This window comes from Streptomyces sp. NPDC005791 (genome assembly GCF_042871485.1).
GTDB lineage: Bacteria > Actinomycetota > Actinomycetes > Streptomycetales > Streptomycetaceae > Streptomyces.
On record NZ_JBIAIP010000010.1, the window covers coordinates 223,198 to 245,361 of the forward strand.

Genomic DNA, 22,164 nt, shown 5'->3' on the forward strand with positions numbered 1-22,164 from the left:
CGGCGGCGCCGCTCGTGACCGGGTGACCGGACACGCCGGTTCCCCGGGACGGTACGACGCGGAGACCGCGCTCGTCAGGCGCTCTCGTCGGCGAGTTCGCGGACCGCGTCCGCGAACGCCTCGCCCCGCTTGTTGTAGTTGACGAACATGTCCATCGAGGCGCAGGCCGGGGCCAGCAGGACGGTGTCACCCGGACCGGCCAGCCGTGCCGCCTCGCGGACCGCCGCGGACATCGCACCAGTGTCGGTCCGGTCGAGGTCGACCACCGGTACCTCGGGGGCGTGTCGCGCCAGGGCTTCACGGATCAGCGCCCGGTCCGCGCCCAAGAGGACTACGCCCCGCAACCGCTTCGCCGCCCCTTTGACCAGTTCGTCGAAGGTGGCGCCCTTGGCGAGGCCGCCGGCGATCCATACGATCGGTTCGTAGGCCGCGAGGGATGCCTCGGCGGCGTGGGTGTTGGTGGCCTTGGAGTCGTCGATGTAGGTGACGCCGGCGACGTCGGCCACGTGTTCGATGCGATGGGCGTCGGGGCGGAAGGCCCGCAGCCCGTCCCGTACGGCGGCGGGCTGCACGCCGTAGGCGCGGGCCAGTGCCGCCGCGGCCAGGGCGTTGGCGATGTTGTGGGGAGCCGGCGGATTGATGTCGCCGACCTCGGCGAGCTCCTGGGCCTGCTTCTGGCGGTTGGCGACGAAGGCCCGGTCGACGAGGATGCCGTCGACCACCCCGAGCTGCGAGGGGCCCGGCGTACCGAGGGTGAAGCCGATGGCCCGGCAGCCTTCCTCGACGTCGGCCTCGCGCACGAGGTCCTCCGTCGCCGGGTCCTGCGCGTTGTAGACGCAGGCGACGCTGTTGCCCTCGTAGACCCGGCCCTTGTCGGCGGCGTAACCGGCCATGGAGCCGTGCCAGTCGAGGTGGTCCGGAGCCAGGTTGAGCACGGCCGCGGAGTGGGCGCGCAACGAGGGCGCCCAGTGCAGCTGGTAGCTGGAAAGCTCGACCGCGAGTACGTCGTACGTCTCGTCGCCGAGCACCGCGTCCAGCAGGGACACCCCGATGTTGCCGACGGCGGCGGTACGCAGACCGGCCGCTCCGAGGATCGAGGCGAGCATCCGCACGGTCGTGGTCTTGCCGTTGGTTCCGGTGACCGCGAGCCACGGTGCGGCGCCAGGACCCCGCAGCCGCCAGGCGAGTTCGACGTCGCCCCAGACGGGGACGTCCGCCTCGGCGGCTGCCTGGAAGAGCGGCTTGCCGGGCTTCCAGCCGGGCGCCGTGACGACGAGCTCGGTGGACTCGGGCAGGGTGTCGCCGTCGCCGAGGCGCACGGTGATCCCGAGTGCCTCCAGTTCGGCGGCCTGGGCGCGGGAGCGCTCGTCGTCGCCGTCGTTGACGACGGTGACGAGCGCCCCCCGCTCGTGCAGGGCGCGGGCGGCGGGGATACCGCTCACCCCGAGCCCGGCGACCGTGACGTGCTTGCCCTGCCAGTCCACGTTGCTCACTTCTTGGCTGCCCATCCCGCGTAGAAGAGGCCGAGTCCGACGATCACGCACATGCCCTGGATGATCCAGAAGCGGACCACGACAAGGACTTCGGACCACCCCTTGAGTTCGAAGTGGTGCTGGAGCGGTGCCATCCGGAAGACCCGCTTGCCGGTCATCTTGAAGGAACCGACCTGGATGACCACGGACATGGTGATCATCACGAAGAGACCGCCGAGGATCGCCATCAGGAACTCCGTGCGGGAGCAGATGGCCAGACCCGCGAGCGCGCCGCCGAGGGCGAGGGAACCGGTGTCGCCCATGAAGATCTTGGCGGGCGAGGTGTTCCACCACAGGAAGCCGAAGCAGGCGCCCATCAGGGCCGAGGCGACGACCGCGAGGTCGAGTGGGTCACGTACCTCGAAACACGCCTGTGGGTTGGTGAGGGTGGTCGCGTTGGCGCAGGACTCCTGGAACTGCCACAGCCCGATGAAGGTGTACGCGCCGAAGACCATCACCGACGCGCCGGTCGCCAGACCGTCCAGGCCGTCCGTCAGGTTCACGCCGTTGGACATGGCGAGAATCATGAACAGCGCCCAGACGCAGAACAGCACCGGGCCGATCGACCACCCGAAGTCCTCGACGAACGACAGCCGGGTGGAGGCCGGGGTGTTGCCGCGGGCGTCCGCGAACTGGAGCGAGAGCACCGCGAAGGCGATGCCGACGATCAGCTGGCCGGCCATCTTGGCCTTCGCCCGCAGACCCAGCGAGCGCTGTTTCACGATCTTGATGTAGTCGTCGAGGAAGCCGACGAGGCCCATCCCGGCCATCAGGAACAGGACGAGAACGCCGGAGAAGCGCATCTCCTCACCCGTGATCACCTTCGCGAGCACGTACGCGATGATCGTCGCCAGGATGAAGGCGATCCCACCCATGGTGGGAGTGCCCTTCTTGCTGCCGTGGGTACGCGGACCGTCGTCCCGGATGAACTGCCCGTAGCCCTTGCGGGCCAGAAGTTTGATCAGCAGCGGAGTGCCGACCAGGGTCAGGAAGAGCCCTATGGCCCCTGCGAAGAGGATCTGCCTCATCGGACGGCGACCTCGCCCTCGGTCGTCTCCAGCAGTGCCAGGGCGACCCTTTCCAGGCCGACCGACCGGGACGCCTTCACCAGCACGACGTCTCCCGGGCGCAGTTCACTGCGCAACAGGTCGACGGCCGCCTGTGCGTCGGACACGTGCACCGACTCCTCACCCCACGAACCCTCGTTATATGCGCCCAGTTGCAGCCAGGAGGCTTCTTTTCCCCCGACAGCGACGAGCTTGCTGACGTTGAGCCGGACGGCGAGCCGTCCGACCGCGTCGTGCTCGGCGAGCGACGCGTCACCGAGCTCGGCCATCTGACCGAGCACCGCCCACGTACGTCCCCCGTCTGCCCGTCGGGCCTTGCCCATGGCAGCCAGCGCACGGAGTGCGGCCTTCATGGATTCGGGGTTCGCGTTGTAGGCGTCATTGACGACCGTCACACCGTCCGGACGCTCGGTGACCTCCATGCGCCAGCGGGAGAGGGTGCCCGCCCCGGAGAGCGCCTCGGCGATCTCGGTCACGGACATGCCCAACTCATGGGCGACGGCGGCCGCGGCGAGCGCGTTCGACACGTGGTGCTCACCGTACAGGCGCAAGGTCACGTCGCTGCACCCGGTGGGTGTGTGAAGCGCGAAAGCGGGGCGTCCGTCGTCCGTGAGCCGCACGTTCTCTCCCCGTACGTCCGCATCCGGGGCCTCTCCGAAGAGGAGCACCCGGGCTTTTGTGCGGGACGCCATGGCACGCACGAGCGGGTCGTCGGCGTTGAGGATCGCGGCGCCGTCCTCCGGGAGGGCCTCGACGAGCTCGCCCTTGGCCTGCGCGATCGCCTCGCGGCTGCCGAACTCCCCGATGTGGGCGCTGCCCACGTTGAGGACCAGACCGATCCGCGGCGGCGTCAGGTCGGCGAGGTAGTGGATGTGGCCGATGCCCCGCGCACCCATCTCCACCACGAGATGGCGGGTTTCCGCCGTGGCGCGCAGAGCGGTGAGCGGCAGACCGATCTCGTTGTTGAAGGAGCCGGGTGTCCAGACGGTGGGCGCCTTGCGCTCCAGGAGCTGGGCGATCAGGTCTTTCGTGGACGTCTTGCCGGCCGAGCCGGTCAACGCGACGACGACGGTGCCGAGGCGTTCGACGGCGGCGCGGGCGAGGGCCCCGAGCGCGCCCACGACGTCGTCGACGACGATCGCGGGTACACCGACGGGGCGGGCGGCGAGCACGGCGACCGCGCCCGCCTCGACGGCGCGCTGAGCGTAGTCGTGGCCGTCGACGCGCTCGCCGTCGAACGCGGCGAACAGTGCGCCCTGGCGCACCTCCCGGGAGTCGATGACGACGGGGCCGGTGACGACGACGGACGGATCCGGCACGTCGTACGGCTGCCCGCCGACGATTCCGGCGATCTCGGCGAGGGAAAGGGCGATCACTTGGTCATCCCTGACTGTTGTTCTCATGGGTGTGTACACGGTCTTCGGGGGCGTGCGCGGCGTCCGTGCGCCCCAGGGAACGCTCGATCGCCTCGCGCAGGACCTTCCGGTCGTCGAAGGTCCGTACCACTCCGTGGATGTCCTGGCCCTGCTCATGTCCCTTTCCGGCCACCAGCACGGTGTCGCCGGGCTCGGCCCGGGCGACCGCGGCGGCGATGGCCGCGGCCCGGTCGGCGTCCACGAGGACGTCTCCGCGCTCGTGGACGGGCACCTCGGCCGCGCCGGAGAGCATCGCGGCGAGGATCGCGAGGGGGTCCTCGGAGCGGGGGTTGTCGGAGGTCAGCACGGCGGTGTCGGCGAGCCGTGCCGCGGCGGCGCCCATCGGGCCGCGTTTCGTCGTGTCGCGGTCGCCGCCGCAGCCGAGCACGATGTGCACCCGGCCCTCGGTGACCTTCTGCAGGGAGCGCAGGACGGACTCGACGGCGTCGGTCTTGTGCGCGTAGTCGACGACCGCGAGGTACGGCTGGCCGGCGTCGACGCGTTCCAGCCGGCCGGGAACGCCCGGGACGGCCGCGATGCCGTCGGCGGCGGTCTGCGGGTCGACGCCCGCGACGGCCAGGGTGACGATCGCGGCGAGGGTGTTGGCGACGTTGAACGGGCCGGGCAGCGGGGCCTTGGCGGTGACGCGTTCGCCCTTGGGGCCGCTCACGGTGAAGCTGCTGTCCTGGGGGCCTACTTCGACGTCATCGGCCCGCCAGTCGGCGTCCGGGTGCCCCTCCGCGGAGAAGGTCACGACCGGCACGGACGCCTCCGTCACCAGCCTGCGGCCGTACTCGTCGTCGAGGTTGACGACACCGATCTTGCTCCGCTGCGGGGTGAACAGCTGGGCCTTGGCCTGGAAGTAGTCCTCCATCCCGGAGTGGAACTCCATGTGCTCCGGGCTGAGGTTGTTGAACACGGCGACGTCGAAGACGCATCCGTCGACCCGGCCGAGCACCAGGGCGTGGCTGGAGACCTCCATGGCGACCGCCTCGACACCGCGTTCGCGCATGACGGCGAAGAGGGCCTGGAGGTCGGTGGCTTCGGGGGTGGTGCGCTCCGACTTGATGCGCTCGTCGCCGATCCGCATCTCGACGGTGCCGATCAGTCCGGTGCTGCGTCCGGCGCCGCGCAGCCCGCCTTCGACGAGGTACGCCGTGGTCGTCTTGCCGGACGTCCCGGTGATGCCGATCTGGAGGAGGCCGACGCCCGGCCGTCCGTAGATCTCGGCCGCGATGTCGCCCATCCGGCCACGCGGGTCCTCGGTGACGAGGACCGGGAGGCCGGTGGCGGCGGCGCGCTCGGCACCCGCCGGGTCGGTGAGGATCGCGGCCGCTCCGAGGCCCGCGGCCTGGGCGGAGAAGTCGGCGCCGTGGAAGCGGGCACCGGGCAGGGCCGCGTACACGTCACCGGGGCGCACCGCCCGGGAGTCGTGGGTGATGCCGGTGACGTCACCGGAATCCTGCGGGCCGGCACCGAGCCGGGCTGCCAGCTCTCCGAGGGAGGTCGGCCTGAGCCGGTCCGGTCGGGGCGCTCCCGGGTAGTTCACAGGCGCGTCCTTCTGAGTGGTTTGGCACTGATCAGCGTGGGGCACGGCGGTGAGCGTACCGGGCGGACCCGGCCTCCCGCGAAGTGAGGGGCCGGGGTTGCGGTACTTCTCGTTCCGGTTCCCGGGATCAGGGGTGATGGTCGTCACTGAGGGTTCCCCCGCGTTACCCGCCGGGCGCGAAGGACACCGGCAGCCGGGCGGGATCGCTGCCTGAAGGAGGCGTCTGGAGGGTCTTCAGGGCGAACTCCATGACCTTCTTGTAGATCGGGCCGCAGATCTGGCCGCCGAAGTAGCTGCCCTTGGTGGGGTTCTGGATGGCGCAGTAGACGGCGATCTGCGGGTCGTCGGCGGGCGCGAAGCCCGCGAAGGACGCGGTGTAGCCCTTGTAGACGCCACGCACGGGATCGACGCGGTTGGCCGTGCCGGTCTTGCCCGCGACCCGATAGCCCGGAATGTGAGCCTTCGTTCCGGTTCCTTCCTCGTCGTCCACCACGGACTCCAGCATCCTGGCCAGGGTCTTGGCGGTCTTCTCACTGACCACCCGGGTGCGCTCGGGCGCTTCGGACGCCGTGTAGTTGCCGTCCGCGTCCTTGGTGCCGCGGACAAGGGTCGGCTGGATCCGGACCCCGCCGTTGGCGATGGTCTGGTAGACCGACGCGGCCTGCATGGCGTTGAGCGAGAGGCCCTGGCCGAACGGGATCGTGTACTGCTGGGAGGTCGACCAGTCCTCGGGCTTGGCGATGATGCCGGGCGACTCGCCCGGGTAGTCGAGCCCGGTGGTGCTGCCGATGCCGAATTTACGCAGGTAGGAGTACAGGACCTTGTTGGCCTCGGCCTGGGTCTTCCCCAGCTGCCCGGTGGCCAGGATGGTGCCGATGTTGCTCGATTTGGCGAGTACGCCGTTGAGCGTGAGGTACCAGGTCGGGTGGTCGATGTCGTCCCTGAAGAGACGGTCGCCCCGGTGCAGCCGGTTGGGCACGGTGACGTGCGTGCCGGGCGTGGCAGCTCCTTCCTCCAGCACTGCGGCCATGGACATGACCTTGCTGGTGGAGCCGGGTTCGTAGACGTCCTGGAGGGCCGCGTTGCCGAGGGCCGCCGAGTCGTTCTGTGTGAGGTCGTTCGGGTCGTAGCCGGGGGCGTTGGCCATGGCCAGGACCTCGCCGGTCCTCGTGTTCTGGACGACCACGTAGCCACGGTCCGCCTCGGACTCCTCGACCTGGTCCGCGATGGCGCGCTGGGCCGCCCACTGGATGTCCCGGTCGATCGTCAGCTCGACGTCGGTGCCGGCGACGGCCGGGACCTCCGTGGAGCCGGCGGTCGGCACGGGACGGCCGCCCGCCTGGGCGTAGCGGATCTTGCCGTCCTCGCCCTGCAGCTGTTTGTTCAGCTGTGACTCCAGGCCGCCGCCGCCCTTGCCTTCGGCGTTGACGAATCCCAGTATCCCTGCGGCGAGGTCCCCGTTGGGATACACGCGCTTGGTGGTGGACTCCTGGAGGACACCGGCCAGCACGTTGGCTCCGGGGCCGCCGTTCGCCCTGTCCTCGGCCGCCTCCTCGGCGAAGGCCGATTTGAGGTCCTTGATCTGCTTCCAGACCTGCGGGGTCTGCCGCCGTGCGAGCACCTCGTAGCGGGTCTTGGCCGCGAGCTTCTTCGCCAGCTCCGCCTCGTCCTTGCCGAGGATCGGGGCGAGCAGGGCCGCCGCCTGCCGCGGGGCGTCGGGGGCCTTGCTCTCCTCGGGAGTGAACAGCTTCGGGTCGGCCGTGATGTCGTGCGCGTCGACGCTGGTGGCCAGGGCGATACCGCTGCGGTCGGTGATCTCACCGCGTTCGGCGGCGATCGTGTACTCCAGATAGCGGTTCGCCTCGGCCTTGGCCGCGTACATACCGGCGTCGACCGCCTGGACCTGGAGGAGCCGGACGACGAACGCCAGCATGACGAGGGTCAGACAGAGGCTGATCAGCCGCAGCCGGGGGCGCGGACTGCCCAGGCGGATGGACTGCGGGGAGCCGCCGCTCCGCTTCCTCGCCGCCGGGCGCCGGGGAGGCCGGGCCTCGGGACGGGCGGCGGACCGGGGACGCCCCGATCCGCCGGCCGCGTTACGGGAGCGCGCGGGGCCGGGTACGCGGCGGCGCGGCGGTTCCTTGGACGGCACTGCGTCACCTGCCGGAGCTCGTCGGGGGCGGTGTGGTCGGGAGGGGTGAGGGCGGGGTCGGCGTGGCGAGGGAGGCGGAGGGCGACGGCGTCGCGGAGCCGGTCGCGGAGGCACCCCCGGCCGCGCTCGCCTCCGGTTCGGGGGTGGCTGCCGGGGAGGGCTGAGCGGTGGCCCGCTCGGGCACTCCGCGGACCGTGCCGTCCGGGTCCAGGAAGGCGGGGCTGCCGCCGGGCACCATGCCGAGCTCCCGGGCGCGGCGCTCCAGAGCATCGGGTTCGGAGTAGCTGTCGACGTCCCGCTGGAGGGCCTGCTGCTCGTCGGTGAGTTCGGTGGTCTCCCGCTCCAGTCTGCTCAGCCTGAACGATCCCTCGTTGAGCGCCGAGTTCAGCAGCAGGAGCGAGATCAGGCCACCCGCGAGCAGCAGCACGACCAGCAGGACGAAGGGGGTGCGGGCCGCGGTGCTCGGACCCGACGGCATCAGCCGGGCGAGCCGGCCGGCCCGCCCCTTCATCTGCTCGGCCGTTCCGGTCACCTCGGCGCCACCGTCCCCCTGCGTGTCCGGCCGTCCCCGCGGGATCCACTCATCGTTCCTCCTCGCGGATCCGCTGGGCGCCGCGCAGCCTGGCGGGGGCGGCACGCCGGTTCTCGGCGACCTCCTCCTCGGTGGGCAGTTCGGCGCCGCGGGTGAGCAGCTTCAGCCGGGGCTGGTAGCGCTCGGGGACGACGGGCAGTCCGGGCGGTGCCGTGTTGGCCGCACCGGCCGCGAAGACCTGCTTGACCAGGCGGTCCTCCAGCGAGTGGTACGAGAGGACGGCGATCCGGCCACCGACGGCGAGGCTCCCCACCGCGGCGGGGACGGCCCGCTCCAGGACGGTGAGTTCACCGTTGACCTCGATGCGCAGGGCCTGGAAGGTGCGCTTGGCCGGATTGCCGCCGGTGCGCTTGGCGGCCTGCGGCAGGGAGTCGCGGATCAGCTCGACGAGACGGGCGCTGTTGCTGAACGGTTCCTTCTCCCGTTCACGCACGACGGCCGAGACGATGCGCTTGGCCTGCTTCTCCTCGCCGTACGCGCGCAGGATCCGTACGAGTTCGCCCGGCGGGTAGGTGTTGAGCACCTCGGCCGCGCCGATGCCGGTCGTCTGGTCCATGCGCATGTCGAGCGGGGCGTCCTGGGCGTACGCGAAGCCTCGGTCGGCCTCGTCCAGCTGCATGGAGGAGACACCGAGGTCGAACAGCACGCCCTGGACCTTGGGGATCCCCAGCCGGTCGAGGACCTCGGGCAGTTCGTCGTAGACGGCGTGGACCAGTGTGGCGCGGTCGCCGTACGGGGCGAGGCGCTCACCGGAGAGCCGCAACGCCTCCTTGTCCCGGTCCAGGGCGATCAGCCGGGCGTCCGGGAAGGCGGTGAGCAGGGCTTCGCTGTGCCCACCGAGCCCGAGGGTGCAGTCGACGACGACGGGGGGCCGGGGCCCGGTCGCCTCCAGAGCCGGGGCCAACAGGTCCAGGCATCGCTGGAGCATCACCGGGACGTGTCGGGTCTGGCTCAAAGCGCCCTCTCAGGCTATGTCCCGTGTGGCCGCACATACGGCCTGGTCCCCGCCCGCCCGGAAGGGGAGGCAGGCCGGCGCCGGGGAAGAGGCGTCGGCCGGCCGACGAGCGGGAGAGGGCCGGGCCGCATGTACACCGCACATCACGGGGAACGCGGAACATATAAAAAAAATATGCGGAATGTGCAGGCGTGTCGGTAACTTCGCGTCACTTTAGTCCACCCTGCCATTCGATCCATGCCCGATCAACGAACCGCGCAGCGCGTCGCCCCGCCGCGACGGCCCGACACCCTCACCCTGCCGGGTGCCTTAACGTGAGGCTTGTGGGTTACCTCACAACAAGCGGTGTTGATGTTCTTTGTCCCCTTCCACAGCACGCCAGGAGCGGTCACGGACGCTAACGTCGTAGCCATGTCGACTTCTGCGCAGCCCTCCGCCGAGACCGATGCCCCCGACTCCTCCGCAGCCCGTTCCGGTGGGACCGTCACCGACCGCCTGGTCGAACTGAACGCGCGTTACGCACAGGCGTTCAGCGACCCGGGCATGGACGCGCGGCCCGTTCTGCACGTCGCCGTGGTCGCCTGCATGGACGCCCGCCTCGACCTCCACGCCGCGCTCGGCCTGGAGCTCGGTGACTGCCACACCATCCGCAACGCCGGCGGCGTGGTCACCGACGACGTCATCCGGTCGCTGACCATCAGTCAGCGGGCGCTCGGTACCCGCAGCGTGGTACTCATCCACCACACGAACTGCGGCATGGAGTCGCTCACCGAGGACTTCCGCAAGGACCTGGAGGCCGAGGTCGGACAACGCCCCGTCTGGGCGGTGGAGGCCTACTCGGACGCCGACCAGGACGTACGGCAGTCGATGCAGCGCGTGCGCACCTCGCCGTTCCTCCTGCACACGGACGACATCCGCGGCTTCGTCTTCGACGTGACCACGGGCAAGCTGCGCGAGATCCTGCCCACCCCCTGAAACTTCCCTCCGAGAGACCCCCGACAAACGGACCCACATCCGGCGTATCGCACCCACTTATCCACAGGCGAGTGACACGAAGCGGTAACGGCAACAAGAATGCGGGTGTGACATCTCTCCGGGTCCTCCGGAGAGTGTCCGTATGTCGGGGCGGGCCGGGCAGTTCTGCGCGTCGGCCCGTGCACAAGGGGCCGAGGAGGGCCGGGTGACGACCTATGACGATCGAGCGAGCCTCACAGATCTGACCACCACAGCGGAGCGGGTACGCAGGTCGGTCGAGGGTGTGATCGAGGGCAAGCCTGAGGTCGTACGGCTTTCGCTGACCGTGCTGCTCGCCGAGGGACACCTCCTGATCGAGGATGTGCCCGGGGTCGGCAAGACGATGCTGGCCAAAGCGCTGGCACGGTCCATCGACTGTTCGGTGCGGCGCATCCAGTTCACACCGGATCTGCTGCCCTCGGACATCACCGGGGTCTCGATCTTCGATCAGCAGCGCCGGGACTTCGAGTTCAAACCGGGCGCGATCTTCGCCCAGATCGTGATCGGCGACGAGATCAACCGCGCGTCGCCCAAGACCCAGTCGGCGCTGCTGGAGTCGATGGAGGAGCGCCAGGTCACGATCGACGGCCATACCTACGAGCTGCCCGACCCCTTCATGGTCGTGGCCACCCAGAACCCGGTGGAGATGGAGGGCACCTATCCCCTCCCGGAGGCGCAGCGCGACCGCTTCATGGCCCGTGTGTCCATCGGCTACCCGAGCGCGGAGGCCGAACTCCAGATGCTCGACGTGCACGGCGGAACCTCGCCTTTGGACGATGTGCAGCCGGTGGCGCACGCCCACGACATCGTGAAGCTGATCGACGCGGTGCGCTCGGTCCATGTGGCCGAGTCCGTCCGGCGGTACGCCGTGGACCTGGTGGGCGCCACCCGTCAGCACCCGGATCTCAGGCTCGGGGCCTCGCCGCGCGCAACCCTGCATCTGCTGCGCGCCGCCAAGGCGTCGGCCGCGCTGGCCGGGCGGGACTACGCCCTGCCCGACGACGTCCAGGCCCTGGCGGTCGCGGTGCTCGCCCACCGGCTGCTCCCGACGGCGCAGGCGCAGCTCAACCGCCGTACGGCCGAGCAGGTCGTGCTGGACATCCTGCAGCGCACACCAGTGCCCACCTCGGGAGGCGTGGCCGCCCACGCCCAGCCTCTGCCCGGCGGTGCGGTGTACGGCCGGCAGCCCGGCGCGCGGCGGCTGTGATGCCGACCGGGGCACCCGGTCCTGTGGACGACAGTGACAAAGGCGGCCTGCGGGCGGCTCTGAGCGGACTGACGACGCGGGGGCGGTCCTTCCTGGCCGCCGGTGTGGCGGCGGCGGTCTGCGCCTATGTGCTGGGCCAGGGCGATCTGCTCCGGGTCGGCCTGCTGCTGGCGGTTCTGCCTCTGGTCTGCGTCACCGTCCTCTACCGCACCCGTTACAGGGTGTCCGGCAGTCGGCGCCTGTCGCCGTCCAGGGTGCCGACGGGCTCGGAGGCGCGGGTCCATCTGCGCATGGACAACGAGTCCCGGCTGCGCACGGGTCTGCTCATGCTGCAGGACCGGGTCCCGTACGTCCTCGGCCCCCGGCCCCGCTTCGTGCTGGACCGGGTGGAGCCGGGCGGCGTACGGGAGGTGTCCTACCGGGTCCGCTCCGATCTGCGCGGGCGCTACCCGCTGGGGCCGCTGCAGCTTCGGCTGAGCGATCCGTTCGGCATGTGCGAGCTGACGCGCTCCTTCAGCGCCTACGACACCCTCGTCGTCATCCCCCGCACGGAGCCCCTCCCGGTTCTGCGGCTGGCCGGGGAGGCTTCCGGATACGGGGACGGCAGACAGCGCTCGCTGGCACTGGCCGGCGAGGACGACATCATTCCGCGCGGCTACCGCCACGGTGACGACCTGCGCCGGGTGCACTGGCGCTCCACGGCGCGCTACGGCGAGCTGATGGTGCGGCGGGAGGAACAGCCGCAGCGGGCCAGATGCACGGTGCTGTTGGACACCCGGCGGATCGCCTACCGGGGGGCAGGGCCAGGATCGGCCTTCGAATGGGCGGTGTCCGCGGCGGCGTCCGCCCTGATGCACATGCTGGAGCGCGGCTACTCGGTGCGGCTGCTCACGGACGAGGGGAGCGCCGTGCCGGACGGGAGCGCAGACGGTTTCGCCGGCTCGACCCAGGAGTCCGCGGACTCGGCGGGGCTGATGATGGACACCCTCGCGATCCTCGACCACTCCGACGGGGGCGGTCTCTCCCGCGCGCACGACGTGCTGCGCGGCAACGACGAGGGGCTGCTGGTGGCCTTCTTCGGCGATCTGGACGAGGAGCAGGCGGCGGTGGCGGCCAGGATGCGGCAGCGCAGCCGCGGGGCCGTCGCGTTCGTGCTGGACGGCGACGACTGGGCGCGCGACGGAGCGGCCGTGCCTTCCGCGCCGGTCTCCGACCGCTTGCGCCTGCTGCGCGAAGCGGGATGGACGGCGATTTCGGTGCCACCCCGGGCGGAGTTCTCCCGGTTGTGGCAGCAGGCCGGCCAGGGGGGCTCCGGCACGCAGTCCCCCGCCGCCGGGACGACGACGGGGCTCCCGGGGGGATGGGCATGAGCGGGCGTGACCGACTGGCGCTGAGCGCCTTCGCGGCCACGATGATGGCGGCGGGGGCCCTGCTGCCCCTGGTCGAGTCGTCGAAGTGGGTCCTGCATGCCACGTTCCTGCTGGCCGTGCAGTGCGGTGTGGGCGCTCTTGCCCGCAGGCTGCGCCTGGCACGGATCCTGACGGTCTGCCTCCAGGTGTTCGTCACACTGCTGACGCTGACCGTGGCGTTCGCCAGGGAGTACGCCCTGTTCGGTGTGCTGCCCGGCCCTCAGGCGGGCCGGCGTCTCGCCGAACTGCTGACCATGGGCGCCGACGACGTCAGCAGGTACGCCACCCCCGCACCGGCGACGGACGGCATCCGGCTGATGCTGATCGGCGGAGTGCTGGTGATCGGGCTGGCCGTGGACGTCCTGGCGGTGACCTGCCGCGCCGCGGCCCCGGCCGGTCTGCCGCTGCTCGCGCTCTACTCGGTCGCGGCAGGGCTCTCCGACGGTGGGGCGGGCTGGCTCTGGTTCCTGCTCGCCGCGTGCGGCTACCTGCTTCTCCTGCTGGCCGAGGGCCGGGACCGGCTGTCCCGGTGGGGACGGGTCTTCGGCGGTGTGTCCCGTACGTCGGGCGGTCCGGCGGCCGGCCTGGCCGGGTCCGGATCCACCCAGGCACCGGTGCGTACGGGGCGGCGCATCGGTGCGGTGGCACTGGGCATCGCGCTGGTCGTGCCCGCGGCCCTGCCCGCGCTGGACGGCGGACTGCTGGACGGGGCCGGCGGAGGGACGGGCAAGGGAAGCGGCGGGGGCACGATTTCCGCGGTGAACCCGCTGGTCTCGCTGCAGAACAACCTGAATCAGCCGGAGAACCGGGAGGTGATGTCGTACCGCACCAACTCCGGAAGTCCGCAGGACTTCTATCTGCGCATCCTCTCCCTGGACCAGTTCAACGGCGGCGAGTGGCGGCCGTCGACCCGCCGCCTCCAGGACGTCCCGGACAGGCTGCCGCAGCCTGCGGGGCTGGGCGGGGAGATCGCCGTCACCGAGATCCGGACGAACATCACGGCCTCACGCTCGTACCAGCAGACGTATCTGCCGCTCCCCTACCCGGCCAGCGAGGTGGACGTCCAGGGCAGCTGGCGGTACGAGCCCGAGGGCCGCACACTCGTCGGCGACGACGGCCAGACGACGCGTGGCGCCCGGTACGAGGTCAGCAGTCTGGTCGTGGAACCGACGGGCGCACAGCTCGCCGCTGCGGCGCCCCCGCCCGCCGACATGGCCCGTGAGTACACGCGGGTCCCCTCGTCGCTACCCGATGTGGTCGAGGAGACCGCCGAGCGGGTGACCGCGGGCTCCGCCGACGACTACGAGCGTGCCGTGAAGCTGCAGGACTGGTTCGCCTCTCAGGGGGGCTTCCGGTACGACACGACGGTGACGTCGGGCACCGGCACCGCGGCGATCGAGCGGTTCCTGAAGGACAAGGAAGGCTTCTGCGTCCACTTCTCCTTCACGATGGCCGCGATGGCCAGGACCCTGGGCATTCCGGCGCGGGTCGCGGTGGGCTTCACGCCCGGCACGGTTCAGGCGGACGGCTCGGTCTCGGTCGGGCTGCGGGATGCGCATGCCTGGCCCGAGCTGTACTTCGAGGGCGTGGGCTGGACACGCTTCGAGCCCACCCCCTCCCGGGGCAGCGCCCCGGCGTACACCCTGCCGGACGCGCCCTCGCAGGATCCGAGTGATCCCGCGTTGCCGACGGACGGTGCCTCCGCGGCGCCCACGGCCGTTCCCTCCGCCTCGGAGTCCTGCCCTGCCCAGATGCGCCGACAGGGCGAGTGCGGTGCGTCCGCGGCTCCCGGCGCGGTGGATTCCGCCGATCCGGGGACGCCTGCGGGCACGGTGACGTTGTGGGTGCTCGGCGCCCTGGTGGCGCTCTTGCTCCCGCTGGTGCCCATGCTCTGGCGGATACGGGTCCGTGGCCGGCGGCTCGGGTCCTCGGGCGGGCGTACGCCCGCGGACGCGGCGGCCAGGGTGATGGCCGCCTGGCGGGAGATCACCGACACGGCCTGGGACCACGGCATCCCGCCGGACGAGTCCCAGACCCCCCGCAAGGCCGCGGCACGTGTCGTACGACTGGGGGGCCTCGACGGGTCGGCGGCCGCCGCGGTCCACCGGGTGGCGGGGGCGGTGGAGCAGGTGCTCTACGCACCCGAGCCCGACGCGGTCTCCGTGCCGACCGGGGATGTGCGGGACGTCAGGGCGGCCTTGTGGATCTCCGCCGGACGCTGGGGCCGTCTGCGGGCCACGTTCGCCCCCCGTTCGGCCGTCCGGGTGGTCTGGGCGGCCTCGGAACGCCGGACGGAGGCCGGCCGCCGCTGGTCGGACCGGGTCGGGCGCAGCCGCTGGACGGCTCGGCTACGCCGCCCGTCACGGCAGCAGGGCTGATCCAACCGAGGGCCGGCTCGGGCCGTACGAGCACATACGTGAGGGGCGGTCGCTGTGATGCGACCGCCCCTCACGTATGAGTTCCAGCGACACGTACTCAGTGCGCGGATCATGTCCTGGGCCGGTGGCAGAGGCTCCCCGCCGCCGGCCGGGAGGCTACATCCTCACTGGCCCTGTTCGTCTCGGCGGCGCTGCCACCGCTGTTCGATCCGGTTCATCATCGACCGGCGCTGCCTGGGGTGTCGGCCTTCGCCTACGGCCCCACTCGCGCTCCCCGCCGGTTGCTGCTCACCGGGCTTGGGCGCTTTGCGCCATCCGGTGACCGCCAGCACGGCACAGCCCAGCATGACGAGGAATCCCGCCACGCTGACCCACGTCTGCTGGAAAACCATTCCGGCCATGAGGAGTGCGATACCCACCAGAAAACCGGCCACCGCCTGGTAGACCCGTCGCCGGGTGTACCTGCGCAGCCCGCTTCCCTCAAGCGCTGTAGCGAACTTGGGATCTTCGGCGTACAGCGCTCGCTCCATCTGCTCGAGCATTCGCTGCTCGTGCTCCGAGAGCGGCACGGAGTCCTCCTCGTCGTCGGCCGCGGGGGCGACCGGTATGCGGCCCTTCCAGGATAGGCAGGGATTCGCCCCCGTGAAACCCGCCCTCTAGCCATAGCCAGTCCGGACCGCCATTTCGGCTCGGCTGCTGAGGCGTAGATTCCCCGACCTCCGATCCGTCATGCCGGATGGTGTCACCCGATCATACGGGGCTCGCGGCGCGATCGGGTGTTCTCGGCGTTACTCCGTCTGCAGCTGCGTTGCTGATCAGCCGTGCTGCCGTCACGTTCGCGCCGGTACTCCGACGGTGTCGCCGCCCGCTCAGGCGCGCTTCTCTCCCAGAACGTGCAGCTGGGTCGCCACCGAGTGGAACGCCGGCAGTTCCGCGACGGCCGCCTCGAGCCTGAGGAGCTCCTCCATCGCACCGGGCTCGGTGTCCACGAGGGCGCCCGGGACGAGGTCGGCGAAGACCCGCACCCCGTGCACCGCGCCTACCTCGACGCCCGCGGCGTCCACCAGACCGGTCAGCTGGTCGGCGGTGAACCTGCGGGGCACCGGGTCGCCGTCGCCCCAGCGCCCGGCGGGGTCCGTGAGGCCCTGCCGGGCCTCGGTGAAGTGTCCGGCGAGTGCCCTGGCCAGCACGGCCCCGCCGAGGCCGGCGCCGAGCAGGCTGAGCGCACCGGACGGGCGGAGCGCGTCGACGGCGTTCCTGACGCCTTCGGCGGGGTCGTCCACGTATTCCAGGACTCCGTGGCACAGGACCGCGTCGTAGCCGGCGCGGTCCACCACCTCGAAGAGGCCGAGGATGTCGCCCTGGACACCGCGGACCCGGTCGGCGACGCCGGCCTCCTCGGCACGGCGCTCCAGCGCGAACAGGGCGTTCGGGCTGGGATCGACGACGGTGACCCGGTGGCCGAGCCGGGCGACGGGTACGGCGAAGTTGCCGGTGCCGCCGCCGGTGTCCAGCACATCCAGGGCTTCCCTGCCGGTCGCCTCGACCCGGCGCTCGAGAGCATCCTTGAGGACCTCCCAGACCACGGCGGTACGGAGGGAGGCGCGGGGGCGCAGCTGGTCCGACACGGCAGTTGACTCCTCGGCACGGTGCCGCCACGGACGGCGGAGCGTGAACGGTGCAGGTGATACGGGTGCTCTCCACCCTATTGCCTCACACCGTCGTCGCGGTCACTCCGAGTCGGGCCACCGTCCGGGGCCGTCCCTCCGCGGCTGCGGGAGGACGGGCTGGAGGGCCAGCATCCGCTCGACCAGGCGCAGGAACATGGCTACGTCGCGCAGCAGATCGTCGGCGTCGCGGTTGGTCGCCGCGCCCGGTATGCCCGCTTCCGCCCGAGCCCTGCGCCGGGCCCCGGAGGCGAACAGAGCGCTCCACTCGGTGAGTTCCGGCGCGATGTCCGGAAGGACTTCCCAGGCGCTGCGGATCCTCTCCCTGCGGCGCCTGCCGGTCTCGGGCCGCCCGCGGGCGGCGAGTACGGCGGCCGCGGTGCGCAGCGCGGCAAGGTGTGCGGTGGCGTACCGCTCGTTGGGCACGTCGAGTACGGCGGCCTCGTCCAGGCCGGCGTGGGCCTGGGCGAGCAGATCGAGAGCGGCGGGTGGCGCCGTGGTGCGGCGCGTAACGGGGTGGACGTCGGTTGCCGGACCGGTCGGTGAGGGGGCAGGGCTGCCTGCGCGGCGCCGCGGGGCGGCGGCTGCGGATGAGCTGGCCATGACGAGCCTCCTGTCGTCGCGTGACGGCTCCGTGGCCGTATGTATCCATCGTGACGGCCCCCACTGACAATCACTCAGGAACCGCCTCCGACCAGGCACTTTGCTTCGAGCGCGAGTTCGGGCTAGTTTTTTGCACTGACCGGTCAGTACAAAAAAATGGGGTGGGATCGTGGACAGCCCGCACGGGGTGGCGCTGCGCGCCGAGGACTTCGGCCTGAAGGGACCGCGCGGCTGGGCCTTCCGAGGAGTGCGGTTCACCGCCCCTCCCGGATCGCTCGTCGCGGTGGAAGGACCCTCCGGCTCCGGCCGTACGTGTCTGTTGCTGGCGCTCACCGGCCGGATGCGCTCCACTCAGGGGCACGCCGAGGTCGGCGGTGAGCACCTGCCCGGACGGCTCGCCGCCGTACGCCGGTTCAGTGCCCTCGGCCCGGTCCCCGGGGTCAGCGAACCGGAGCCCTCCTTCACCGTCGCCGAGCACCTGCGGGAACGGGCCCTGCTGCGGCGCCGCTTCGACGGCTCGCTGCGCTCCCTGCTGAGCCCCCGCGCCGAACGCGCCGCCACGGCGCGGGAGGCGATCGACACCGCGCTGGAGGCTGCGGGACTGGACCTTGCGGCTCTGCCCAAGGCCGGACGGACCTGCGTACGCGACCTGGAGCGCCTCGACGCCCTGCGCCTGTCCGTCGCTCTCGCCCTGATGGGCCGTCCGCGGCTTCTCGCCGTGGACGACACCGACCTCAAGCTCTCCGCCACGGAACGCTCCCAGGCCTGGGAGCTGCTGCGCACCATCGCGGGCGGCGGGACCACGGTGCTGGCCGTGTGCAGCGGGGCACCCGAGGACGCTCTCACCGTGCGCACCCGGCCGACGGCCGAGGCGGAGACCCCCGCCGACGACACCACGACGGAGAAGGAGACGGCCGATGCGATCGCCGAGACTGGCCGCGCTTGAGTTGCGGAGGTTCGGCAGGGGCCGGATGCCACGCGCCGCACTCGTGGCGCTCCTCCTGCTGCCCCTGCTGTACGGGGCGCTCTACCTCTGGTCGTTCTGGGACCCGTACGGGCGGCTCGACCGCATCCCCGTCGCGCTGGTCAACGACGACAAGGGCGCGAAGGCCGGGGGCGAACGTCTCGCGGCCGGGGACGAGATCGCCGGCGGACTGCTCGACTCGAAGGTCTTCGACTGGCACGAGGTCGGTTCCGCCGAGGCCGAGCGGGGCGTCGAGGACGGGACGTACTACCTCTCGCTGACCATGCCGGCGGACTTCAGTGAGCGTATCGCGTCGAGCGCCGGGGACTCCCCCGGGACCGGCGCCCTGCAGGTCCGTACGAACGACGCCAACAACTACATCGTCGGGCAGATCTCCAGAACGGTTTTCGCCGAGGTCCGCAGTGCCGCTTCGGCCAAGGCCTCGCGCGGCTTCCTGGACCGGATCTTCATCGACTTCTCGGGGCTGCACGACGCGACCGCGAAGGCCGCCAAGGGGGCCGACGACCTCGAGAGCGGCCTCACGAAGGCGAAGAAGGGCTCCAAGGACCTCGCCGACGGCCTCAAGGACGCCAAGTCGGGCAGCGGCACGCTCTCCTCCGGCATCACCGCGCTGGACGAGGGAGCGGATGACCTCGAGGCGGGGTCCCGGCAGGTCGCGAACGGCACCCGGCTGCTCGCCGACAAGGTCGACGCCGTCGCGGCGGACGTACGCCCCTTCCTGAAGGACGACGGCAAGGCCATCGGGGACACCGCCGAACTGGTCGCCGGCTCCTCGAAGACCGTGCGGGACAACCTCGGCCTGCTGGCCGAAGCGGCACCCACCGCCTCCGCCGCCGCCCACACCGCCTCCGACGGTCTGGCCGAGGTGTATCGCCTCCGCTGCGAGGAGCAGCCACTGCCCGACCCGGAGGTCTGTCCGCAGCTGGAGCGCGCCAGGACCGCGGCGTCGGATGTCACCGACGTCTCCGACGAGGTGGACGTCCTCGTCACGAACCAGCAGGGCGAGCTGACGGAGTTGCGCTCCCGGCTGGCCGGCCTGGAGAAGCAGGCCGCCGCCCTGGCGAAGCGTGCGCCGCGTCTGGACACGGACCTGGAGTCCGCCGTCACGCGGATCAACAAGCTCGACACCGGGGCGCACAAGGTCGCCAAGGGCGCCGACGCGCTCCACACCGGTCTCGGCACCGCCAGGACGGGGGCCGCGGACCTGAACACCGGCGTCAAGAAGCTGGACACCGGCGCCAAGACCCTGAAGAGCGGGCTGTACCGGCTGGGCGACGGCTCCGCGACGCTCGCCCAGGGCCTGAACGACGGGGTCGGCAAGATCCCCGACTACGAGAAGGAGGACCGCGACGCCCGCACGGGTGTGATGGCGGATCCCGTGCGGCTGTCCTCCTCCTCGCTGCACGCGGCACCCGACTACGGCACCGGCTTCGCCCCGTACTTCATCCCGCTCTCGCTCTGGGTGGGCGCCATGGTGGCGTACATGCTGATCCAGCCGCTCAGCCGGCGGGCACTCGCGGCCGGCGCACCGGCCTGGCGCATCGCCTTCGCGGGCTGGCTGCCGGTCGCGGCGATCGGTCTGCTCCAAGTCGTCGCCCTGATGTCCGTGCTGCACTGGCGGCTCGGCCTGGAGATGACGCACGCGGTCGGCACGATCGGCTTCCTGGCCCTGGTGACCTGCTGCTTCGCCGCGATCGTGCAGTGGCTGAACGCCCGGTTCGGTGCGGCGGGACGCATCCTCGTCCTCGCGGTACTGATGCTCCAGCTGACCTCGGCCGGGGGCACGTACCCGGTGCAGACCAGCCCGGGCTTCTTCGGTGCGATCCACCCCTACCTGCCGATGACGTACGTCGTGGAGGGGCTGCGCAGGCTGATCACGGGCGGCGGTCTCGGCCCGGTCTGGCAGGCGTGTGCCGTCCTGTCGGCCTTCACCGCGGGTGCCTTGGCCCTGACCGCGCTCTCCGCCCGCCGCAAGCAGGTGTGGACCCTGGACCGGCTGCATCCGGAGCTCAGTCTGTGAGCGCGCCCGGACCTGTGAGAATCGTCTGTATGGACAGCAGCAGCACCACGCGGCGCCAGGCCACCCGGCAGAAGCTCTACGAGGCGGCGGTGACCCTCATCGCGGAGAAGGGGTTCTCCGCGACGACGGTGGACGAGATAGCCGAACGCGCCGGGGTCGCCAAAGGCACGGTCTACTACAACTTCAAGAGCAAGACCGAGCTGTTCGAGGAGTTGCTCCGGCACGGCGTCGGGCTGCTCACGCAGTCGCTGCGGTCCGCCGCCGAGTCGACGGACGCGCGCGGCGGCACCCGCGTCGAAGCACTGGACGCGATGATCAGGGCCGGTCTGGTCTTCATCGACCGCTACCCGGCCTTCACCCAGCTGTACGTCGCCGAACTCTGGCGCACCAACCGTGCCTGGCAGTCGACCCTCCTGGTGGTGCGCCAGGAGGCCGTCGCCGTCGTCGAGGGGGTGCTCCGGGAGGGCGTCGCGGGCGGTGAACTCAGCGAGGAGATCGACATCCAGCTGACGGCCGCCGCACTGGTCGGGATGGTGCTGGTGGCGGCTCTCGACTGGCAGGCGTTCCAGCCCGAGCGGACGATCGACGACGTGCACTCCGCCCTGTCCCTGCTGCTGCACGGCCGGGTCAGCGGGCGCTGAGAGCTCTTCCGGCCCGTGCGAAGACGCCGGTCCGGTGGAATTCGATCCCCCCGAATTCCACCGGACCGGCGTCCCGTACCGCCGCGAAGCTCTCCCCCGTGACCCCGTGTCCCCCGTGGTCCCGGAGCTCCGCGCAGTGCGCCCCCGTTCCGTCCGGGGTGCCGCGCCGTTCCGCCGCCCCGTGCCGGCGGTCCGGGCGCCGCGCCCCTTCCGTGGTCTCCACTCTTCCGTGCACGCAGGTGACGGCCCATCCGCGTCCCTACTCATCTCCCGTACTAGGTAGGGATACTCAGGCCTGCGCGGCAGGGCCCACCCGGGCGTCTCCCCGACTGGTTACGATCGCGTCCGTGTCCGTACTCCCCCTGGTGTTCACGAGTGGCTGGGCGAGCGGGATCAACGCCTACGCGGTGGTCCTCCTCCTCGGCGTCTTCGGCGCGACCGGTCTCTCCGACGAGGTGCCCGAGTCCCTGCAGCGCACCGACGTACTCGTGGCTGCCGGTGTGCTGTTCCTCGTCGAGGCGGTGGCCGACAAGATCCCGTACGTGGACTCGGCCTGGGACGCGGCGCACACGGTGATCAGGCCGGTGTCCGGTGCGGTCGTCGCGGCGCTGCTGGCGGGCGGGAGCGGGTCGCTGCCGGAGCTCGCGGCGGGGGCCGTGGGCGGCTCCACCGCCCTGCTGAGCCATCTGGTGAAGGCCGGCACCAGAATGGCGGTCAACACCTCGCCCGAGCCGTTCAGCAACGCCGGGGTGAGCGTCGCCGAGGACCTCGGCGTCGCCGGGATCATCACCTTCGCGGTCTTCAACCCGGTGGCGGCGTCCGTCGTCGCCGGGTCGCTGCTGCTGCTCGGACTGGTGACGCTCGTCTTCCTGGCCTCCCGCATCCGCCGGTTCCTGCGCCGCAGGGCGCAGCGCCGCGAGGAGAAACGCATGGCCGGGACGGGCGTGCACCGGCCTGACGGATGAAGTGTCGGCGGCA

Annotated in this window: 18 protein-coding genes; 8 read left to right on the forward strand and 10 right to left on the reverse strand. The window is 71.3% G+C overall.

Going from position 1 to position 22,164, the window contains the following annotated elements; all coding sequences use genetic code 11:
* Positions 1 to 74 precede the first annotated feature (74 nt).
* The 7 genes from murD to rsmH are packed head-to-tail and all read right to left on the reverse strand — an operon-like array spanning position 75 to position 9,262.
* Positions 75 to 1,493 (reverse strand): UDP-N-acetylmuramoyl-L-alanine--D-glutamate ligase, encoded by a 1,419-nt coding sequence (murD, locus tag ACFYSH_RS21220; RefSeq protein ID WP_359466470.1) that lies wholly within the window; start codon positions 1,491 to 1,493, stop codon positions 75 to 77.
* A complete protein-coding gene (gene mraY / locus ACFYSH_RS21225) occupies positions 1,490 to 2,560 on the reverse strand; it encodes a phospho-N-acetylmuramoyl-pentapeptide-transferase (RefSeq protein WP_359466388.1) in 1,071 nt (356 codons plus the stop codon). Before mraY ends, murD begins: the two co-directional genes overlap by 4 nt.
* A complete protein-coding gene (murF, locus tag ACFYSH_RS21230; RefSeq protein ID WP_359466389.1) occupies positions 2,557 to 3,975 on the reverse strand; it encodes a UDP-N-acetylmuramoyl-tripeptide--D-alanyl-D-alanine ligase in 1,419 nt (472 codons plus the stop codon). Before murF ends, mraY begins: the two co-directional genes overlap by 4 nt.
* 4 nt (positions 3,976 to 3,979) lie before the next feature.
* Entirely contained in the window at positions 3,980 to 5,710 is a 1,731-nt protein-coding gene (locus tag ACFYSH_RS21235; RefSeq protein ID WP_388754397.1) for a UDP-N-acetylmuramoyl-L-alanyl-D-glutamate--2,6-diaminopimelate ligase, read from the reverse strand.
* A 16-nt stretch (positions 5,711 to 5,726) separates the two neighbouring features.
* The gene (locus tag ACFYSH_RS21240) at positions 5,727 to 7,715 is read right to left on the reverse strand and encodes a penicillin-binding protein 2 (protein WP_359466392.1); all 1,989 of its coding nucleotides are present in this window, start codon (positions 7,713 to 7,715) and stop codon (positions 5,727 to 5,729) included.
* Positions 7,716 to 7,719: 4 nt separating this feature from the next.
* Positions 7,720 to 8,247, reverse strand: coding sequence for a septum formation initiator family protein (locus ACFYSH_RS21245; RefSeq protein ID WP_359466393.1), 528 nt, complete (start codon positions 8,245 to 8,247; stop codon positions 7,720 to 7,722).
* Positions 8,248 to 8,296: 49 nt separating this feature from the next.
* Positions 8,297 to 9,262 carry a 16S rRNA (cytosine(1402)-N(4))-methyltransferase RsmH gene (gene rsmH, locus ACFYSH_RS21250; RefSeq protein WP_359466395.1) on the reverse strand — a complete coding sequence of 322 codons (966 nt, stop codon included), beginning with the start codon at positions 9,260 to 9,262 and terminating at the stop codon, positions 8,297 to 8,299.
* A gap of 411 nt (positions 9,263 to 9,673) precedes the next feature.
* On the opposite strand from rsmH, the gene ACFYSH_RS21255 reads away from it, so the two are divergent.
* From ACFYSH_RS21255 to ACFYSH_RS21270, 4 genes are all read left to right on the forward strand, one after another.
* Positions 9,674 to 10,237, forward strand: coding sequence for a carbonic anhydrase (locus ACFYSH_RS21255; RefSeq protein ID WP_359466397.1), 564 nt, complete (start codon positions 9,674 to 9,676; stop codon positions 10,235 to 10,237).
* A 205-nt stretch (positions 10,238 to 10,442) separates the two neighbouring features.
* On the forward strand, positions 10,443 to 11,483 hold the full coding sequence (locus ACFYSH_RS21260) for a MoxR family ATPase (protein ID WP_359466399.1): 1,041 nt from the start codon (positions 10,443 to 10,445) through the stop codon (positions 11,481 to 11,483).
* Entirely contained in the window at positions 11,483 to 12,853 is a 1,371-nt protein-coding gene (locus tag ACFYSH_RS21265; RefSeq protein WP_388754402.1) for a DUF58 domain-containing protein, read from the forward strand. The genes ACFYSH_RS21260 and ACFYSH_RS21265 overlap by 1 nt, the downstream gene beginning before the upstream one ends.
* Positions 12,850 to 15,270 (forward strand): DUF3488 and DUF4129 domain-containing transglutaminase family protein, encoded by a 2,421-nt coding sequence (locus ACFYSH_RS21270; RefSeq protein WP_388754405.1) that lies wholly within the window; start codon positions 12,850 to 12,852, stop codon positions 15,268 to 15,270. The genes ACFYSH_RS21265 and ACFYSH_RS21270 overlap by 4 nt, the downstream gene beginning before the upstream one ends.
* A gap of 164 nt (positions 15,271 to 15,434) precedes the next feature.
* Here ACFYSH_RS21270 and ACFYSH_RS21275 read toward each other — a convergent pair whose 3' ends face one another.
* The 3 genes from ACFYSH_RS21275 to ACFYSH_RS21285 all read right to left on the reverse strand — a co-directional run bounded on the left by ACFYSH_RS21275 (position 15,435) and on the right by ACFYSH_RS21285 (position 17,540).
* Entirely contained in the window at positions 15,435 to 15,839 is a 405-nt protein-coding gene (locus ACFYSH_RS21275) for a DUF3040 domain-containing protein (protein WP_359466403.1), read from the reverse strand.
* Between the two features lie 300 nt (positions 15,840 to 16,139).
* Positions 16,140 to 16,898, reverse strand: coding sequence for a methyltransferase (locus ACFYSH_RS21280; RefSeq protein ID WP_359466404.1), 759 nt, complete (start codon positions 16,896 to 16,898; stop codon positions 16,140 to 16,142).
* A gap of 102 nt (positions 16,899 to 17,000) precedes the next feature.
* On the reverse strand, positions 17,001 to 17,540 hold the full coding sequence (locus tag ACFYSH_RS21285) for an SAV_6107 family HEPN domain-containing protein (RefSeq protein WP_359466405.1): 540 nt from the start codon (positions 17,538 to 17,540) through the stop codon (positions 17,001 to 17,003).
* A gap of 169 nt (positions 17,541 to 17,709) precedes the next feature.
* Between ACFYSH_RS21285 and ACFYSH_RS21290 the strand changes: the two genes are divergently transcribed.
* The 4 genes from ACFYSH_RS21290 (at position 17,710) to ACFYSH_RS21305 (ending at position 22,151) form a co-directional block, all read left to right on the forward strand.
* Entirely contained in the window at positions 17,710 to 18,486 is a 777-nt protein-coding gene (locus ACFYSH_RS21290) for an ATP-binding cassette domain-containing protein (protein ID WP_359466406.1), read from the forward strand.
* Positions 18,458 to 20,545: a YhgE/Pip family protein gene (locus tag ACFYSH_RS21295; RefSeq protein ID WP_388754410.1), complete on the forward strand. Its 2,088-nt coding sequence runs from the start codon at positions 18,458 to 18,460 to the stop codon at positions 20,543 to 20,545. The genes ACFYSH_RS21290 and ACFYSH_RS21295 overlap by 29 nt, the downstream gene beginning before the upstream one ends.
* Before the next feature lie 29 nt (positions 20,546 to 20,574).
* The gene (locus ACFYSH_RS21300) at positions 20,575 to 21,186 is read left to right on the forward strand and encodes a TetR/AcrR family transcriptional regulator (RefSeq protein ID WP_359466409.1); all 612 of its coding nucleotides are present in this window, start codon (positions 20,575 to 20,577) and stop codon (positions 21,184 to 21,186) included.
* 347 nt (positions 21,187 to 21,533) lie between these two features.
* The gene (locus ACFYSH_RS21305; protein WP_359466411.1) at positions 21,534 to 22,151 is read left to right on the forward strand and encodes a DUF4126 domain-containing protein; all 618 of its coding nucleotides are present in this window, start codon (positions 21,534 to 21,536) and stop codon (positions 22,149 to 22,151) included.
* Positions 22,152 to 22,164: the final 13 nt, after the last annotated feature.